The following is a 16,765-nucleotide window of genomic DNA, read 5'->3' as shown; positions in this document are numbered from 1 at the left end:
ACGGGCCAAATAAAGGCAAAACATTCTGTTAACATGCGCTCAAATTGTCGTCAAGCGAATGCGCCGACGGAGATCACAGGTTGTTGAATTTGGGAGGAAAGCCAGCTGCCGGGTGGCGGCTTCGCCTTACCCGGCCTACGTTCGGATCGTAGGCCCGGTAAGCGCAGCGCCACCGGGCTTGCCGTTACTGCCATCCATACCGACGGCTATAGAACCCTTTGACCATCTGCGTCAGCACCATGTAACCCGCGAGGATCGCCACCAGCCACGGGAAGTAGCTCAGCGGCAGCGCCTGAAGTTGCAGGTAACTTGCAAGCGGCGAGAACGGCAGCGCGATCCCGAGCGCCATCACAATGCCCGTCATCACGATCAGCGGCCATGCGGCACGGCTCTGGATAAACGGAATGCGGCGGGTGCGGATCATATGCACAATCAGGGTCTGGGACAGCAGCCCCACCACGAACCAGCCGGACTGGAACAGCGTCTGGTGTTCCGGGGTGTTGGCGTGGAACACAAACCACATCAGGCAGAAGGTCAGAATATCAAAGATGGAGCTGATCGGCCCAAAGAACAGCATAAAGCGCCCCAGATCGGCGGGGTTCCAGCGCTGCGGCTTCTGGATCTGCTCGTCGTCCACGTTATCAAACGGGATGGCGACCTGAGAGACATCGTACATCAGGTTCTGAATCAGCAGGTGCAGCGGCAGCATCGGCAGGAACGGCAGGAAGGCGCTCGCCACCAGCACGCTGAAGACGTTACCGAAGTTGGAGCTGGCGGTCATTTTGATGTATTTGAGCATATTGGCGAAGGTGCGACGCCCTTCGATGACGCCCTCCTCCAGCACCATCAGGCTCTTTTCCAGCAGAATGATATCTGCCGCCTCGCGGGCGATATCCACCGCGCCGTCCACGGAGATACCGATATCCGCCGCACGCAGGGCTGGGGCATCGTTGATGCCGTCGCCCATAAAGCCCACCACGTGCCCTTCACGACGCAGCAGAGTGACGATGCGTTCTTTGTGCATCGGCGTCAGGCGGGCAAACAGCGTGGTGCGCAGGGCAAGCTCGGCCAGCTCATCGTCGGACAGGTGCTCAATGTCGCTCCCCACCACGACGTCGCCCGCGTCCAGGCCCACTTCGTGGCACACTTTGGCCGCCACCAGCTCGCTGTCGCCGGTCAGGATTTTGACGGTGATCCCGCTCGCTTTCAGCGCTTTCAGCGCCGGCGCGGTGGTCTCTTTCGGCGGATCGAGGAATGCGATGTAACCCTCGAGGATCAAATCGGATTCATCGATACGCTGGTAGTCCCCTTCCCGCGCGGGCAGGAACTTGCTTGCTACCGCCACCACGCGCAACCCCTGACGGTTCAGGTTATCAGTGACGCGTTTGATGCGGCGCAGCATGGTCTCATCCAGCGGCACGATCTCGCCGTTATGACGCACCTGCGTGGAAACATTCAGGATCTCCTGCAATGCCCCTTTGCAGATCAGCTGATGTACGTCCGGCTGCTCGCTGACCACCACCGACATGCGGCGCCGTTCAAAGTCGAACGGAATTTCGTCCACCTTCTGCCAGCGGCCGGAGAGCATGCGGGCAGACTCTTCATCCACACCTTCCAGCACCGCCACGTCGAGCAGGTTTTTCAGCCCTGTCTGGTAGTGACTGTTCAGCCACGCGCTGTACAGCACCCGTTCGCTGGTCTTTCCGGCGATATCGGTGTGGTTCTCCAGCACGATTTTGTCCTGGGTCAGGGTGCCGGTTTTATCGGTGCAAAGAATGTCCATCGCGCCAAAGTTCTGGATGGCGTCGAGGTGTTTGACGATCACCTTTTGTTTAGAGAGTTTGACCGCCCCGCGCGCCAGCGTGGAGGTGACAATCATCGGCAGCATTTCCGGCGTTAAGCCGACAGCCACGGAGAGGGCGAACAGCGCCGCTTCCCACCAGTCACCTTTGGTGTAGCCGTTGATCAGCAGGACAATCGGCGTCATGACCATCATAAAGCGGATCAGCAGCATGCTGACGCGGCCAATGCCTTTCTGGAATGCGTTCGGCTCGCTCTCCTGCTCGCTGACGCGTCCGGCAAGCTGTCCAAACCAGGTGTTGCCGCCGGTAGCGGTGACAATGGCCTGCGCCGTGCCGCTGACCACCGTGGTGCCCATAAAGCACAGGGTGTCGCATTCCAGCGGATTCATCTGCTGCGGATCGCGGGTCCTCGCCACCTTCTCTACGGGCAGGGATTCACCGGTGAGGGACGCCTGCGCGACGAACAGATCCCGCGCCTGGATGATGCGTAAATCCGCCGGGATCATGTCCCCCGCCGCCAGCTTCACCAGATCGCCCGGCACCAGCTGGTCAATGGGCAGTTCAATCCAGGCGTTTTCGCCGAGGTCGTTAATCACACGCGACACGGTGGCAGTATTGCTGACCATCGCTTTCAGCGCATCCGCCGCTTTGGTGGAGCGCGCTTCCTGAATAAAGTTAAGCAGCGTGGAGATCCCCACCATCAGGGCAATTACGCCTGCGGCAAACAGATCTTCAGTGGCGTAAGAGATAATCCCGAGCACCGTCAGCAGCAGGTTGAACGGATTGCGGTAGCAGAGCCACAGGTGGACCCACCATGGAGAGGGTTTTTGCGCCGGGATCTGGTTATCGCCATGTTCCTCGCGGATTTTTGACACTTCTTGCGCATTCAGCCCTTCCGGGTGGCCGCCAAAGGCGCGCCAGACTTCGTTTTCATCCATCGCCGCCACGTTCAGGCAGCGCTCGGTCAGGGAAGCGGGGATTTCCGCGCCCGCCAGGGTGTTGGCATTTGGCAGCGGATCGCGCGCAATCAGGCGATGTGGCAGGTGGCGGCTCAGCTGCGCGAACAGCTGCCGGGTGATATTTTTCAGCATAGTCATTCCCCCGCATCCGCAAAGGCGGACGCAGTTTTCCCGCAGGCGTGGCAGAGCCGTACCTGTCAGGCACTTAATTTATCAAGCAGGAACGTATGAACGTTGCTGCCTCACGCCGGTGAGACAGCAAAAGGCTGGCTTACCGGAAAGAAGGTTTTCTCCTGGTCAGGAGAGGTGTGGGATCGGGATCCATGTGGCCTCCGGTAAGTTAAAAATGGGATGTCGTCGCGCAGTATAAGGATTTAACCATACCTTTTGTGACTATTCGGGCGGTATGATACCCCCTCGTAAATAAACCGCACGTAAACCAGACTTTGCCCATAGCGAATTCGCAGGATAGCATTAGGCTCAACTGATTATTTTATCGTTGTTACAGGGAATACAGCATGCAGAACCGCCTTACGATTAAAGACATCGCGCGTTTAAGCGGCGTGGGGAAATCGACCGTCTCACGCGTGCTTAACAACGAAAGCGGTGTCAGCGAGCGCACACGCGAGCGCGTCGAGGCGGTGATGAATCAGCACGGTTTTTCCCCTTCCCGCTCCGCGCGCGCCATGCGCGGGCAGAGCGATAAAGTGGTCGCCATTATTGTCTCGCGTCTGGATTCCCTCTCCGAAAACCTCGCCGTACAGACGATGCTGCCCGCGTTCTACGAGCAGGGCTACGATCCGATCATGATGGAGAGTAAGTTTTCCGCGCAAATGGTGGAGGAGCATCTCGGTATGCTTCAGCGCCGCAACATTGATGGCGTAGTGCTGTTCGGGTTTACCGGCCTTAAAGAGGACATGCTTAAACCCTGGCAGCCGTCTCTGGTGCTGCTGGCGCGCGACGCCAGCGGGTTTGCCTCTGTCTGTTACGATGACGAAGGGGCAATCGTGATCCTGATGCAGCGCCTGTATGAACAGGGCCATCGGCATATCAGCTATCTCGGCGTGCCGCATGCCGACATCACCACCGGCAAGCGTCGCCATGAAGCGTACCTGGCGTTTTGTAAAAAAAACAATCTCCCCGCCGTGGCCGCGCTGCCTGGACTGGGTATGAAACAGGGATATGAGCAGGTCGCCAGCGTGCTGACTGCACAAACCACCGCCCTGGTGTGCGCCACGGATACCCTTGCATTGGGTGCGAGCAAATATTTGCAGGAACAACGCATCGGGGAGCTGCAGTTAGCGAGCGTGGGAAGCACGCCGCTGATGAAGTTCTTACACCCGGAGATTATCAGCGTTGACCCGGGTTATGCCGAGTCTGGCCGGCAGGCTGCCGCGCAGCTGATCGAGCAAATTACCGGGCGTACCGAGCCCCGTCAGATCGTTATTCCAGCCCGCCTCTCATAATTTTTTTGAATGGATTATTGTGATCTTCGCCCGATTTCGGGAACGTTCCCATTTTCGCCGTCACGTTGAAGGAGTAGGCTTGCGCACAGGTCATAACCCCTTTCACCATCTGTCATGAGGTTTCATGATGAGTAAAGTCAAACAAGCCGATATCGATCAGCTGATCGTCCTGGTCGGCGGACGCGAGAACATCGCCACCGTCAGCCATTGCATTACCCGCCTGCGCTTCGTGCTGAACGATCCGGCCAAAGCCAATCCGAAAGCCATTGAAGAGTTGAAAATGGTTAAAGGCTGCTTCACCAACGCCGGGCAGTTCCAGGTGGTGATTGGTACCGAAGTGGGCGATTACTATCAGGCTCTGCTGGCGACTACCGGGCACTCTTCCGCCGATAAAGAGCAGGCGAAGAAGGCAGCGCGCCAGAATATGAAATGGCATGAGCAGCTGATTTCCCATTTTGCGGAGATCTTCTTCCCGCTGCTGCCGGCGCTGATCAGCGGGGGCTTAATTCTGGGCTTCCGTAACGTCATCGGCGATGTGCCAATGAGCGACGGCAAAACCCTGGCGCAGATGTACCCGGCGCTGCAAAGCATCTATGACTTCCTGTGGCTGATTGGCGAAGCCATCTTCTTCTATCTGCCGGTCGGGATCTGCTGGTCAGCGGTGCGCAAGATGGGCGGAACGCCCATTCTCGGAATCGTACTCGGCGTGACGCTGGTCTCTCCGCAGTTAATGAACGCTTACTTACTTGGTCAGCAAACGCCAGAGGTGTGGAACTTCGGCCTGTTTACCATCGCCAAAGTGGGCTACCAGGCGCAGGTTATCCCGGCATTGCTGGCGGGTCTGGCGCTGGGCTTTATTGAGACGCGTCTGAAGCGCATCGTGCCGGACTATCTCTATCTGGTGGTGGTCCCGGTCTGCTCGCTGATCCTGGCGGTGTTCCTGGCGCATGCCTTTATCGGTCCGTTTGGCCGCATGATTGGCGACGGCGTGGCCTTCGCGGTCCGTCACCTGATGACCGGCAGCTTCGCACCGATTGGCGCCGCACTGTTCGGCTTCCTGTACGCTCCGCTGGTGATCACCGGCGTGCACCAGACCACGCTGGCGATCGATATGCAGATGATCCAGAGCCTCGGCGGCACGCCGGTCTGGCCGATTATCGCCCTGTCTAACATTGCGCAGGCCTCGGCGGTAACCGGCATCATCATCGTCAGCCGTAAGCACAACGAGCGTGAGATCTCCGTTCCGGCGGCCATCTCCGCTTACCTCGGCGTCACTGAACCGGCGATGTACGGTATCAACCTGAAATATCGCTTCCCGATGCTCTGCGCGATGATCGGCTCCGGTCTGGCGGGCTTGCTGTGCGGCCTGAACGGCGTAATGGCAAACGGGATTGGCGTCGGCGGCCTGCCGGGTATCCTCTCCATTCAGCCTTCATTCTGGCAGGTATTTGCGCTGGCGATGGCGGTGGCGATTATCATCCCAATGGCGCTGACTACCGTGGTTTACCAGCGTAAGTTCCGTCAGGGCACGTTGCAGATTGTTTAATTCCCTTTTTCGGGGCGCAGTTGCGCCCCTTCGCATTTGCAGGAACGTACTATGAATACCCTTCCTCACTGGTGGCAGAACGGCGTTATCTATCAGATTTACCCAAAGAGTTTTCAGGATACCACCGGCAGCGGCACTGGCGATCTGCGCGGCGTAACGCAGCGCCTTGACTACCTGAAAACCCTTGGCATTGACGCCATCTGGCTGACGCCGTTTTATATCTCGCCGCAGGTGGATAACGGTTACGACGTGGCGAACTACACTGCCATCGACCCGACCTACGGCACGCTGGACGACTTTGACGAGCTGGTTGCCCGGGCGCATGAACGTGGCATCCGCATTGTGCTGGATATGGTCTTTAACCACACGTCCACGCAGCACGCCTGGTTCCGCGAGTCGCTGGATAAAGCGAGTCCGTACCGTGAGTTCTATATCTGGCGCGACGGTACGCCGGACGCGCTTCCCAACAACTGGCGCTCCAAGTTTGGCGGCAACGCCTGGCGCTGGCATGCCGAAAGCGAGCAGTATTATCTGCATCTGTTCGCGCCGGAGCAGGCGGATCTCAACTGGGAAAACCCGGCGGTGCGCGCCGAGCTGAAAAAAGTGGGCGAGTTCTGGGCCGATCGCGGCGTGGACGGCTTGCGTCTGGACGTCATTAACCTGATTTCAAAAGATCAGGATTTCCCGGACGACACCATCGGGGATGGCCGACGTTTTTACACTGACGGGCCGCGCATCCACGAATATCTCCAGGAGATGAGCCGGGATGTCTTTACGCCGCGCAACCTGATGACGGTGGGCGAGATGTCCTCCACCTCGCTGGAGAACTGTCAGCAGTATGCGTCGCTCGACGGGCGCGAGCTGTCGATGACCTTTAACTTCCATCATCTGAAGGTCGACTACCCCGGCGGCGAAAAGTGGACGCTTGCGAAGCCGGATTTTGTGGCGCTGAAAACCCTTTTCCGCCACTGGCAGCAGGGGATGCACAACAAAGCCTGGAACGCGCTGTTCTGGTGTAACCATGACCAGCCGCGCATCGTGTCACGCTTTGGTGACGAAGGGGAACACCGCGTGGCGGCGGCGAAAATGCTCGGCATGGTGCTGCACGGGATGCAGGGCACGCCGTATATCTACCAGGGTGAAGAGCTGGGCATGACCAACCCGCATTTCAGCCGTATCACCGACTACCGCGACGTAGAAAGCCTGAACATGTTCGCCGAACAGCGGGCTAACGGCCGCGATACGGATGAACTGCTGGCGATTCTGGCGAGTAAGTCACGCGATAATGGCCGCACGCCGATGCAGTGGGACGCCTCGCATAATGCGGGCTTTACCGAGGCCGAGCCGTGGATTGGTGTCTGCGACAACTACGAAACCGTGAACGCCCGCGCGGCGCTGGACGACCCCGATTCGGTGTTCTACACCTATCAGTCGCTGATTCGCCTGCGCAAAACCCTGCCGGTACTGACGTGGGGGGATTATGAGGATCTCCTGCCTGACCACCCTTCCCTGTGGTGCTACCGCCGCCAGTGGCAGGGACAAACGCTGATGGTGGTGGCGAATCTGAGTCATTCGCCTCAGGAATGGCAAGCGGACGCTCTCAGCGGCGAGTCGCAGGTGGTGATAAGTAACTACCCCGCCCCTCAAACCTCAACGCTTCGTCCGTTTGAAGCCGTGTGGTGGTTAAAGCAGTAATTCCTCCGCCGGGCACGATGCCGTGTCCGGCTTACTTTGCTGTTTTTGTTGAATAATTAATCAGATTTTTCCTTCGCGTCTTTACAATTGCCCCAGCGCCCGCCGTTTGTACTCTCGTCTTTTTACTTTGTTCTGCATCAAAAAAATCGCAAACTTGTTTGATGCAAATCACTATATGTAGCACTTAAAATGCACGCCGACCCAACATCTTGTATTTATCGTCTACTATTCCAACAACAAGACGGCGCTTACGCTGGCCGGAATTGTGGATAACACGGGCTGGGCACGCGGGAAGTCTTTGCCGCGGCGAGGAATACGCCCGGTGAATACTTCTCCACCTCTGTGGATAACCTGTTTTTAAAATGGAGTGATCATGACACCGCATGTGATGAAACGTGATGGCTGTAAAGTGCCGTTTAAATCAGAGCGCATCAAAGAAGCCATTCTGCGTGCAGCTAAAGCAGCGGGAGTCGATGACGCAGATTACTGCGCCACCGTCGCAGAAGTCGTTAGCAGCCAGATGCATGAACGCAGCCAGGTGGATATCAACGAGATCCAGACCGCGGTTGAAAACCAGCTGATGTCTGGTCCGTACAAGCAGCTGGCGCGCGCCTACATTGAGTATCGTCACGACCGTGACGTCCAGCGTGAGAAACGCGGGCGCCTGAACCAGGAGATCCGCGGCCTGGTAGAGCAAACCAACTCGTCGCTGCTCAATGAAAATGCCAACAAAGACAGCAAAGTGATCCCAACCCAGCGCGACCTGCTGGCCGGTATCGTCGCCAAGCACTATGCCCGCCAGCATCTGCTGCCGCGCGATGTGGTATCAGCGCACGAACGCGGTGAGATCCACTATCACGATCTCGACTACTCGCCGTTCTTCCCGATGTTTAACTGCATGCTGATCGACCTGAAAGGCATGCTGACCCACGGTTTTAAAATGGGTAACGCCGAGATTGAGCCGCCGAAATCCATCTCCACCGCGACGGCGGTCACGGCGCAGATCATCGCCCAGGTGGCGAGCCACATCTATGGCGGCACCACCATTAACCGCATCGATGAAGTGCTGGCCCCGTTCGTGACCGAAAGCTTCAACAAACACCGTAAAACGGCGGAAGAGTGGCAGATCCCGGATGCCGACGGTTATGCCCGTTCCCGCACCGAGAAAGAGTGCTACGACGCGTTCCAGTCGCTGGAATATGAAGTAAACACGCTGCACACCGCCAACGGCCAGACGCCGTTTGTGACCTTCGGGTTTGGCCTCGGAACCAGTTGGGAATCACGCCTGATCCAGCAGTCTATTCTGCGTAACCGTATCTCCGGCCTCGGTAAAAACCGTAAAACGGCGGTGTTCCCGAAACTGGTGTTCGCCATTCGCGACGGCCTGAACCACAAGTTTGGCGATCCGAACTACGACATCAAACAGCTGGCGCTGGAGTGCGCGAGCAAGCGTATGTACCCGGACATTCTGAACTACGACCAGGTGGTAAAAGTCACCGGTTCGTTTAAAACGCCAATGGGCTGTCGCAGCTTCCTCGGCGTGTACGAGGATGAGAACGGCGAGCAGATCCACGACGGGCGCAACAACCTGGGCGTCATCAGCCTGAACCTGCCGCGCATCGCGCTGGAAGCCAAAGGTAATGAAGCGGCCTTCTGGGCGCTGCTGGATGAACGTTTACAGCTGGCACGTAAGGCGCTGATGACCCGCATCGCCCGCCTTGAAGGGGTGAAAGCCCGCGTCGCGCCAATTCTCTATATGGAAGGGGCCTGCGGCGTGCGCCTGAAGGCGGATGATGATGTGTCGGAGATCTTCAAAAACGGTCGCGCGTCGATCTCTCTCGGCTATATCGGCATTCACGAAACCATTAACGCGCTGTTTGGCGACAAGCACATCTATGACAACGACGCCCTGCGTGAGAAAGGTATCGCGATTGTGCAGCGCCTGCGCGATGCGGTAGACCAGTGGAAAGAGGAAACCGGCTACGGTTTCAGCCTGTACAGCACGCCGAGCGAAAACCTCTGCGATCGCTTCTGCCGTCTGGATACCGCCGAGTTCGGCATCGTGGAAGGGGTGACCGACAAAGGTTACTACACCAACAGCTTCCACCTCGATGTGGAGAAGAAGGTGAACCCGTACGACAAGATCGACTTCGAAGCGGCCTATCCGCCCATCGCGAACGGCGGTTTTATCTGCTACGGCGAGTACCCGAACATTCAGCACAACCTGAAGGCGCTGGAAGACGTGTGGGATTACAGCTATCAGCACGTTCCGTACTACGGAACCAACACGCCAATCGACGAGTGCTACGAGTGCGGCTTTACCGGTGAGTTCGAGTGTACCAGCAAAGGCTTCACCTGCCCTAAATGCGGTAACCACGATGCAGCCCGCGTCTCCGTGACCCGCCGCGTGTGCGGCTACCTCGGCAGCCCGGACGCCCGTCCGTTTAACGCCGGTAAGCAGGAAGAGGTGAAGCGCAGGGTGAAACATCTGGGGAATGGGCAGATCGGGTAATCCACTGCCACGTTAATGCCCGGTGGCGCTGCGCTTACCGGGCCTACGGACCGCTCTCTTTTGTAGGCCGGGTAAGCGCAGCGCCACCCGGCGTGGTTATTCGCGATGAACTATCACCAGTACTACCCCGTCGACATCGTCAACGGCCCCGGCACCCGCTGCACCCTCTTTGTATCAGGCTGCGTTCACGAGTGCCCCGGCTGCTATAACAAAAGCACCTGGCGCCTGAACTCGGGTATGCCGTTTACCGCTGAGATGGAAGACCGCATCATCAACGACCTGAACGACACGCGCATTAAACGTCAGGGGATCTCGCTCTCCGGCGGCGACCCGCTCCATCCGCAAAACGTGCCGGCGATCCTGAAGCTGGTAAAACGCATCCGCCGCGAGTGCGCGGGAAAAGACATCTGGGTCTGGACGGGTTATAAGCTGGATGAACTGAATGCGCAGCAGAAGGAAGTGGTGGATCTGATTAACGTCCTGGTCGACGGCAAGTTCGTGCAGGATCTAAAAGATCCTATGCTTATCTGGCGCGGCAGCAGCAACCAGGTTGTGCATCATCTGCGTTGAATGAAGGCGGATATCCTCTGTCCGCCTGAACGTCAAAACCGACTCACACTCTCCATTGCCTCAGCCTTAAACGCCGCAAAATCCTCGCACTGGCACAGGCGCGCCATCGCGCGTTCACGCAGGAAAGTGACAAAAATATCGTAAATCGCCATTGCCTCTTCGTACTCGCTTTTGCTGATGGCGAGCAGAAAAATGACATGGGCGGTTTCATCTCCCCACTGAATGCCCTGCGGCGCCAGCACGGTGTAGACCACCGTTTTTTGCGCCAGCAGGCCGAGGGAGTGCGGCAGCGCGATGCCGTCGCCGAGCATAGTGCTGACGATAGCTTCACGCTCGATAACCGATTCCAGAAATTCCGCGCCGACAAAGCCTTCACTTTCAAGCTGCCCACACAGTTCGCGGAACAGCGTTTGCTGGTCGACAGGCTTGTCGAGAATGCGGAAATGGGCCGCGTCGAAGTATTTCTCCAGCATCCACGGACGGGTACGGTCCACCAGCACCAGCTTGCCGATCTGCTCTAACTGATAATCGGTCGGGAACGGGGCGATTATCACCACCGGTTTGGATTTTTCGCTCACGCGAGCGGTGGAGATCACGAAGTCTTCGCCGATGGCATCGGCAAGTTCGTACTCGCGCAGGGTGAGCGTGCGCGTCACCTCAATCTGCGGGTATTTGCGCTGAAGCACCGCCTCGATCATGCGCACCATCGCGTTACCGGCGTCACATACCAGCAGCACGCGCGGCTGACGCTGGTAGCCGATGTTGTAGTGGCGCTCCAGACCGACACCGATATGCAGCACCAGAAAACCAATTTCGTTTTCGCTGATCACATACGGCGTGTATTTGCCCCAGCTCGACACCGCCGCGAGGGTCATATCCCACGCCATCGGGTAGTGCTGCTTGATGTTATCCAGCAGCGGATTGGGGATCATGATTTGATACCGCACGCGGGTAATCATGGTTTTGATGTGCGTGAGCAGATCTGCATGCAGTTGCTCGTCGCTCAACAGGTTGTAGTTATAGTGGGTGTTGATGTAGCGCAGGATATAGTTGACCAGGGCTTCGTCGTCGTCAGCATTAATGGCGCTGGGGGCGATCTCCTGGATCTGCCGCGCCGCAATGTGCACGCACAGCCAGCTCTCTTCCGATGGTGAAAGCGCTTTGCCCGCCAGCTCCTGGATAGCCACGGCGATATCTTTCGCCGCCTCGCGTACGTTCTCTTCCACGTCTTCAGCGTGGAATTCCGGCAGCGGATACCCCTCGCTGATGCGCCGCACCGACACCGCGCAGTACAGGCGCAGGAACAGCTCGCCTTCATCGGTCAGGCGAATGTGATGGCGCGTCAGCGCGTCGTGCAGGACAGGGACCATCTTTTCCGCCACGCCCGCGTTGAGCGCCACGTCGGTCACCAGCGGGTTAAGGCTATCCTGCTGCGCCAGCTCCCACAGGAGGTCGGTCAGGCAGGCGCGGATCGCCATCTCGCTGCCAAACAGCTTCATGCCGTGGCGCGGGCGGGTTTCCAGCGTCAGGTTGTAACGGTGGAACCACTCGCGTACTTCCACCATGTCGCTTTGCAGCGTGGCCCGGCTGACGAACCACTCATCGGCCAGATCCTCCAGCTTAAGGGAAAAGGCTGACGTCAGAAAACGCACCACCAGATAGTGCACGCGCTCCGGTCCGGTTCGCGGAATACGCAGCGCGCGCGGGTGGGACGACTGCAATTGTTGATAGCGCACCACATCATTGATTTTGAGCTGATAGCCGTTGCCCCGGCTCAAAATGAACTGCGCGCCGTGGCTGGCCAGCAGCGCGTTCAGGGCGGTGATATCCGCCCGGACGGTTCGCGTGGAGACCGACAGCCGCTGCGCCAGCTCGTCCTGCGGCAGCGTCTCGTTTTGCAACAGATCGAAAAGTTGTGCTAAACGTTGGTTCGGAAATCGCACGTCGTTGTCCTCTTACTGCTCAGGGTGAAATGACCATCTGGGATGGGCTGCCGACCGGGGTATAGTCTGACTCGGCGCTCAGCTTGCCGTCCGGCGCCACGCGGAAACGGGTAATGTTGTCGCTGCGCTGGTTCATGACGTACAGCCAGCGCCCCTGCTTATCAAGCGTCAGGGTGCGCGGATAGTCGCCCCGCGTCCAGACATCGTCCTGATGTGTCAGTGTGCCCTCCGCCGTTACGGTAAAGTGCCCGATGCTGTTATGCAAACGGTTAGCGACATACAGCTGTTTCCCGTCGGCGCTTAGCGCCAGCCCGGCAGCAAAACTGGTGCCTTTATAACCGTCCGGCAAGGCTGAAACCGTTTTACCCTCTTGCAGCCTGCCGTTGCTGTCCAGCGCATAATGGGTGAGCGTAGAGGCTTCTTCGTTAATCAGCCACAGGGCATCCCCCTTCGGCGTAAAGACGAAGTGGCGCGGCCCGGCCCCTTTTGAGGAGGCGCTGATAAACGGCGGATCGTTCGGGGTCAGCTTTCCGGTTCGATCGTCAAAACGGTACTGATAGATGCGATCCAGCCCCAGATCGGTGGAAAAAACGTATTTCCCGCTCGGATCGGCGGCGATCATGTGCGCGTGAGGGCCGTTATGATCGCTGATGGCGAAACTGCCCTCGACGGCAGCTTCCGGCTTTGCCGCGCCCGGTTCGCCTTTGTCCTGATGGGTGTCCGTAGCATCGCCCAGGCTGCCGTCTGCGTTAACGGGCAGCACCGCGATCGATCCGCTGACGTAGTTCGCCACCAGCAAATGTTTGCCGTTCGGCGTCAGGGAAAGATACACCGGCCCCGCGCCGCCGGAGGCCACCTGATTCAGCTCGCTCAGCGCGCCGTTATCGCCTATTCGCAACGCCTGCACCACGCCCTGCTCCACCTCGCTTGCCAGGTAGAGCGTTTTGCCGTCGTGCGAGACGGTAAGCTGCGCAGCGTTCGGGAGTTGGCTCACCAGCGTTTTGTTATCTAGCGCGCCGGTTTGCGGGTCGACGGTAAAACGGTACAGCCCTTCGCCGTTGGGATTATAGGTACCCACCCAGGCGTATTGCGTCTGGGCGACAGCGGCGGTGGCGAGCATTGAGAGTGAAGCGACAAGCAGGGGACGGGTGTGCATGGTGGCTCCTTCGGGTGTGTGCGGTGTGTTTCCCCTCACCCTAACCCTCTCCCCAAAGGGGAGAGGGGACGATTACACCCTCTCCCCTCTGGGGAGAGGGCTGGGTGAAGGGCAGGTTCTACTTCACCAGCTTCTTCGTCATCTCCAGCAGCGTACGCACATCTTCCGGACGCGTGTCGCCGCTGGCTTTGTCGATAATCGAGCTGTAGATATGCGGGATGATTTTGCTCACGCCCGCGTCCAGGGCGATCTGCAGGATCTCCTCAAAGTTCTCCAGATCGATTCCCCCGGTCGGCTCCAGCCAGAAGTCGTGACGGGCGCAGGCTTCCGCCACCGCTTTATACTCGTCACGGCACTTGAGGCCGCCCATCGGGAAGTACTTGATTGAGCTTCCGCCGAAATCTTTCAGCAGGGCGATAGCGGTTTCAACCGGCACAATGCCGTCCGGCGCGTTGCTGCTCAGCGGGCCGGTGGAAATTTTAACCATGCCGACGGTGCCGGTCGGGGAGACCAGGCCATTGACCACCGACTCATTCTGCCCCAGCAGCGCGCGGCTGGCGGCCACGCCGGTAAAGACCTGATTGACGTGCTGCGGCTGTACCTGGCGGGAGATTTCACTCACCATCGCCGACTGGTTCGGATCGCCTGCGCCCAGCCCCACAGAGAGCGCGTTATCAATCAGTGCCGCGTACTCGCGCATATCCGCGACGGCGCTCGCCACGTCGGGGTAATTTTTGGAGAGCACGCCCACCAGCACATGACCTTCCGCCGCCTCGTAAATGGCGCTGGCGTTGGCTTTCGATCCTGCCAGCACGTTCAGGCAGACGCGGTCACGGTAAAAGTTAGGGGTCAGTTTCATGCTTTTTTCTCCTGTCCTAATACTTCGCTAATACGGCGGTACACGATGTTCAGCTGATCAGCATTCACGCTGCGCACATCCGCTTCGATAATCCCTTCGTTAGCTTTATAGCCACGGAAGTAAATGGCGTATTCGCCCTGCTTGAGCGCGTTCACCAGGTCACCGGTGCCGACGCCGGTGGTAGCTTCGTCAAACTTAATCTCGGTGCGCGCGATATCGCGACCCGCGCTGTCCCAGACCACGCGGGCGGTGACGCCGTTCAGGGTGTTGAGCGCGTCAATAAACGGCGTCATTTTCGCCACCATCTCGGCCCCGCTCTCCCTGGTGGCCGTCAGGTAGTGTTCGATGGCGCAGGTCAGGCCGAGGATCCCCTCTTTGCCCACCTTCATCGCGCGGCCAATGCCCGCCGTCTGGCGCTTCACCCACTCAACGTACTGGGTTTTGCCGATCACCAGGCCGCTGGTTGGGCCTTCAATCGCCTTCGCGCCGCTGTAGATCACCAGGTCCGCGCCGGAGCGGTAATAGGTATGCAGATCTTCTTCCGCCGCGGCATCAACGATCAGCGGCAGGTCGTGTTTACGCGCCACCACCGCCGCCTGCTCGACGCTGAGCATGCTTTTCTGTACGCAGTGGTGCGATTTAATGTAGAGGATAGCCGCTGTACGCGGGGTGATCGCTGCCGCCAGCTGATCGGCAGAGCATTCGTTGGCGTAGCCCGCTTCCACCAGCCTGCCGCCGCCCAGCGCTACCATGGTGGCTACCGGCGCGCCAAAGTTAACGTTGTGGCCTTTCGGCAGGACGATTTCGTTGTTCTCAATCGGTGTGACGTGCAGGTTTTCCAGCAGCCAGTCGCTGTCTTTCACCAGTACCGCCGCCACGGACTGGGCAATGCCCGCCGACGCGCAGGAGACCACCGTTGCGCCTTCCACCTCCAGCAGCTTCGCGATGTATTCGCCGGTTTTATTGACCAGATCCTTTATCTCGAAATAGTGATTCATGCCGTCCATCGCCGCCTGCACCACTTCCGGGCGCGGCGTGGAGACACCCAGCGCCGTCATGCGGCCAGAGGTGTTGATAACCTGCTTTAAGTTGTACTTCTCATAAATCGAAGGCATGTTCCGTGCTCCCTTGTTCGGTCATGTAGCCCTTGCCCGCGCGGATCGCGGCAAGCGGCACCAGAATGTGTTCAGCCTGCAGGCTGTCGTTTTCAGCATCCGTCAGCACCGTCGGCTGGCGTTTGAGGGTGAACAGCGTCAGATCAGCGTCGAGACCAGGCTGAATGCGGCCTTTGCGCGTCAGGCGCAGGCCGTCTGCGGCGTTGGCGGTGACGCAGTCAATCACCTGCGGCAATGACATGCCGATGGCGAGGAATTTCGACATCACGCTGGCCAGCGAGCCGACCGGGCCGTTGATGCGGTTGCGGCAGTAGATATCCGAGCTGATGGTGTGCGGCAGAATGCCCATCGCGATGGCGCGTTTCGCCACCTCAAAGCTGAAGCTCGCCGTGCCGTGGCCGACGTCCAGACGCACGCCGCGCTTCAGCGCAGACGTAATGGAGGCGCGCAGCTCGCCGGAGGGCGTCAGGATGCGGTTAGGCTTGCCGTTGTAGCAGTGGGTAATGATGTCGCCGGAGCTTAACAGCTCGGCAATCTCATCGAGGTTCGGCGGGTTGTTGCCGATGTGCACCATCAGCGGCAGGTCGCCATTCTCTTTTTGAATCGCTTTCGCGCGCTCCAGCGGGGTAATGCCGTTTTCACCGACCACGCTGCTGCTCATGCGCGCCTTCAGGCCGACGATAAAATCCGGGTAGCGCGTCACCGCCTGCTTCACCGCATCAGCATCAATATTGGCCATATTGGCCAGCTCGTTCTGGGCAATCAGCCCCACGCGGGAGATGTTCAGCAGGGCAAACACCTCGGTGGACGCTTTGCGGGTGATGGCGTAAAAATCATCCACGTCGTCGGCCCCGGTACTGCCCGCGTCCACCACGGTGGTAACGCCGGTGGCAATGCCCACGCTGTCCGGCTCGTCGTGGTAGATCGGGGAGTTCGGGTAGCAGTGGACGTGGGAGTCAATCCAGCCCGCGCTGACGAACACGTCACCGTTAAGCTCAACCGTTTTACGAGCGGGAGCGTCAATTTGGCCTGTCGCGGCGATCTTCCCGTCCTGAATGGCGATATCGGTCAGGGTATCGTCGGCGAGGCGCGCACGGCGCAGGAGTAGATCAAACATGGGGTTCTCCTGATAAGGCGGGCAC

The 16,765-nt window shown here is 58.8% G+C and carries 11 protein-coding genes; 5 read left to right on the top strand and 6 right to left on the bottom strand.

All coding sequences use genetic code 11. From position 1 onward, the window contains the following. Nucleotides 1-184: 184 nt before the first annotated feature. Nucleotides 185-2,893: a magnesium-translocating P-type ATPase gene (gene mgtA / locus L350_RS09995; protein ID WP_022646877.1), complete on the bottom strand. Its 2,709-nt coding sequence runs from the start codon at nt 2,891-2,893 to the stop codon at nt 185-187. A gap of 386 nt (nt 2,894-3,279) precedes the next feature. Here mgtA and treR point away from each other — a divergent pair, with 386 nt between their 5' ends. The 5 genes from treR (at nt 3,280) to nrdG (ending at nt 10,550) form a co-directional block, all read left to right on the top strand. After that, nucleotides 3,280-4,227, top strand: coding sequence for a trehalose operon repressor TreR (gene treR, locus L350_RS10000; RefSeq protein ID WP_022646876.1), 948 nt, complete (start codon nt 3,280-3,282; stop codon nt 4,225-4,227). Between the two features lie 127 nt (nt 4,228-4,354). Then, a complete protein-coding gene (gene treB, locus L350_RS10005; RefSeq protein WP_022646875.1) occupies nt 4,355-5,773 on the top strand; it encodes a PTS trehalose transporter subunit IIBC in 1,419 nt (472 codons plus the stop codon). A gap of 51 nt (nt 5,774-5,824) precedes the next feature. Continuing rightward, nucleotides 5,825-7,468: an alpha,alpha-phosphotrehalase gene (treC, locus tag L350_RS10010; protein WP_032625236.1), complete on the top strand. Its 1,644-nt coding sequence runs from the start codon at nt 5,825-5,827 to the stop codon at nt 7,466-7,468. Nucleotides 7,469-7,841: 373 nt separating this feature from the next. Continuing rightward, nucleotides 7,842-9,980: an anaerobic ribonucleoside-triphosphate reductase gene (gene nrdD, locus L350_RS10015; RefSeq protein ID WP_032625234.1), complete on the top strand. Its 2,139-nt coding sequence runs from the start codon at nt 7,842-7,844 to the stop codon at nt 9,978-9,980. 105 nt (nt 9,981-10,085) lie between these two features. Then, nucleotides 10,086-10,550: an anaerobic ribonucleoside-triphosphate reductase-activating protein gene (gene nrdG, locus L350_RS10020; RefSeq protein WP_022646867.1), complete on the top strand. Its 465-nt coding sequence runs from the start codon at nt 10,086-10,088 to the stop codon at nt 10,548-10,550. 32 nt (nt 10,551-10,582) lie between these two features. On the opposite strand, the gene L350_RS10025 is transcribed toward nrdG, so the two are convergent. The 5 genes from L350_RS10025 to L350_RS10045 all read right to left on the bottom strand — a co-directional run bounded on the left by L350_RS10025 (nt 10,583) and on the right by L350_RS10045 (nt 16,740). Further along, entirely contained in the window at nt 10,583-12,493 is a 1,911-nt protein-coding gene (locus L350_RS10025; protein ID WP_023305322.1) for a BglG family transcription antiterminator, read from the bottom strand. A 19-nt stretch (nt 12,494-12,512) separates the two neighbouring features. Further along, nucleotides 12,513-13,649: a lactonase family protein gene (locus tag L350_RS10030; RefSeq protein WP_032625231.1), complete on the bottom strand. Its 1,137-nt coding sequence runs from the start codon at nt 13,647-13,649 to the stop codon at nt 12,513-12,515. 118 nt (nt 13,650-13,767) lie between these two features. Beyond that, nucleotides 13,768-14,508 (bottom strand): 2-dehydro-3-deoxy-phosphogluconate aldolase, encoded by a 741-nt coding sequence (gene dagF / locus L350_RS10035; RefSeq protein WP_023299185.1) that lies wholly within the window; start codon nt 14,506-14,508, stop codon nt 13,768-13,770. Further along, nucleotides 14,505-15,623, bottom strand: coding sequence for a DgaE family pyridoxal phosphate-dependent ammonia lyase (locus tag L350_RS10040; RefSeq protein ID WP_032625228.1), 1,119 nt, complete (start codon nt 15,621-15,623; stop codon nt 14,505-14,507). The genes dagF and L350_RS10040 overlap by 4 nt, the downstream gene beginning before the upstream one ends. Beyond that, complete coding sequence (locus L350_RS10045; RefSeq protein WP_032625226.1) at nt 15,607-16,740, bottom strand: amidohydrolase/deacetylase family metallohydrolase; 1,134 nt, start codon at nt 16,738-16,740, stop codon at nt 15,607-15,609. The genes L350_RS10040 and L350_RS10045 overlap by 17 nt, the downstream gene beginning before the upstream one ends. Nucleotides 16,741-16,765: the final 25 nt, after the last annotated feature.

Origin of the sequence: Enterobacter sp. MGH 4 (assembly GCF_000534735.1) — a bacterium.
GTDB lineage: Bacteria > Pseudomonadota > Gammaproteobacteria > Enterobacterales > Enterobacteriaceae > Enterobacter > Enterobacter intestinihominis.
This window is presented reverse-complemented; position numbering and strand designations above follow the sequence as displayed.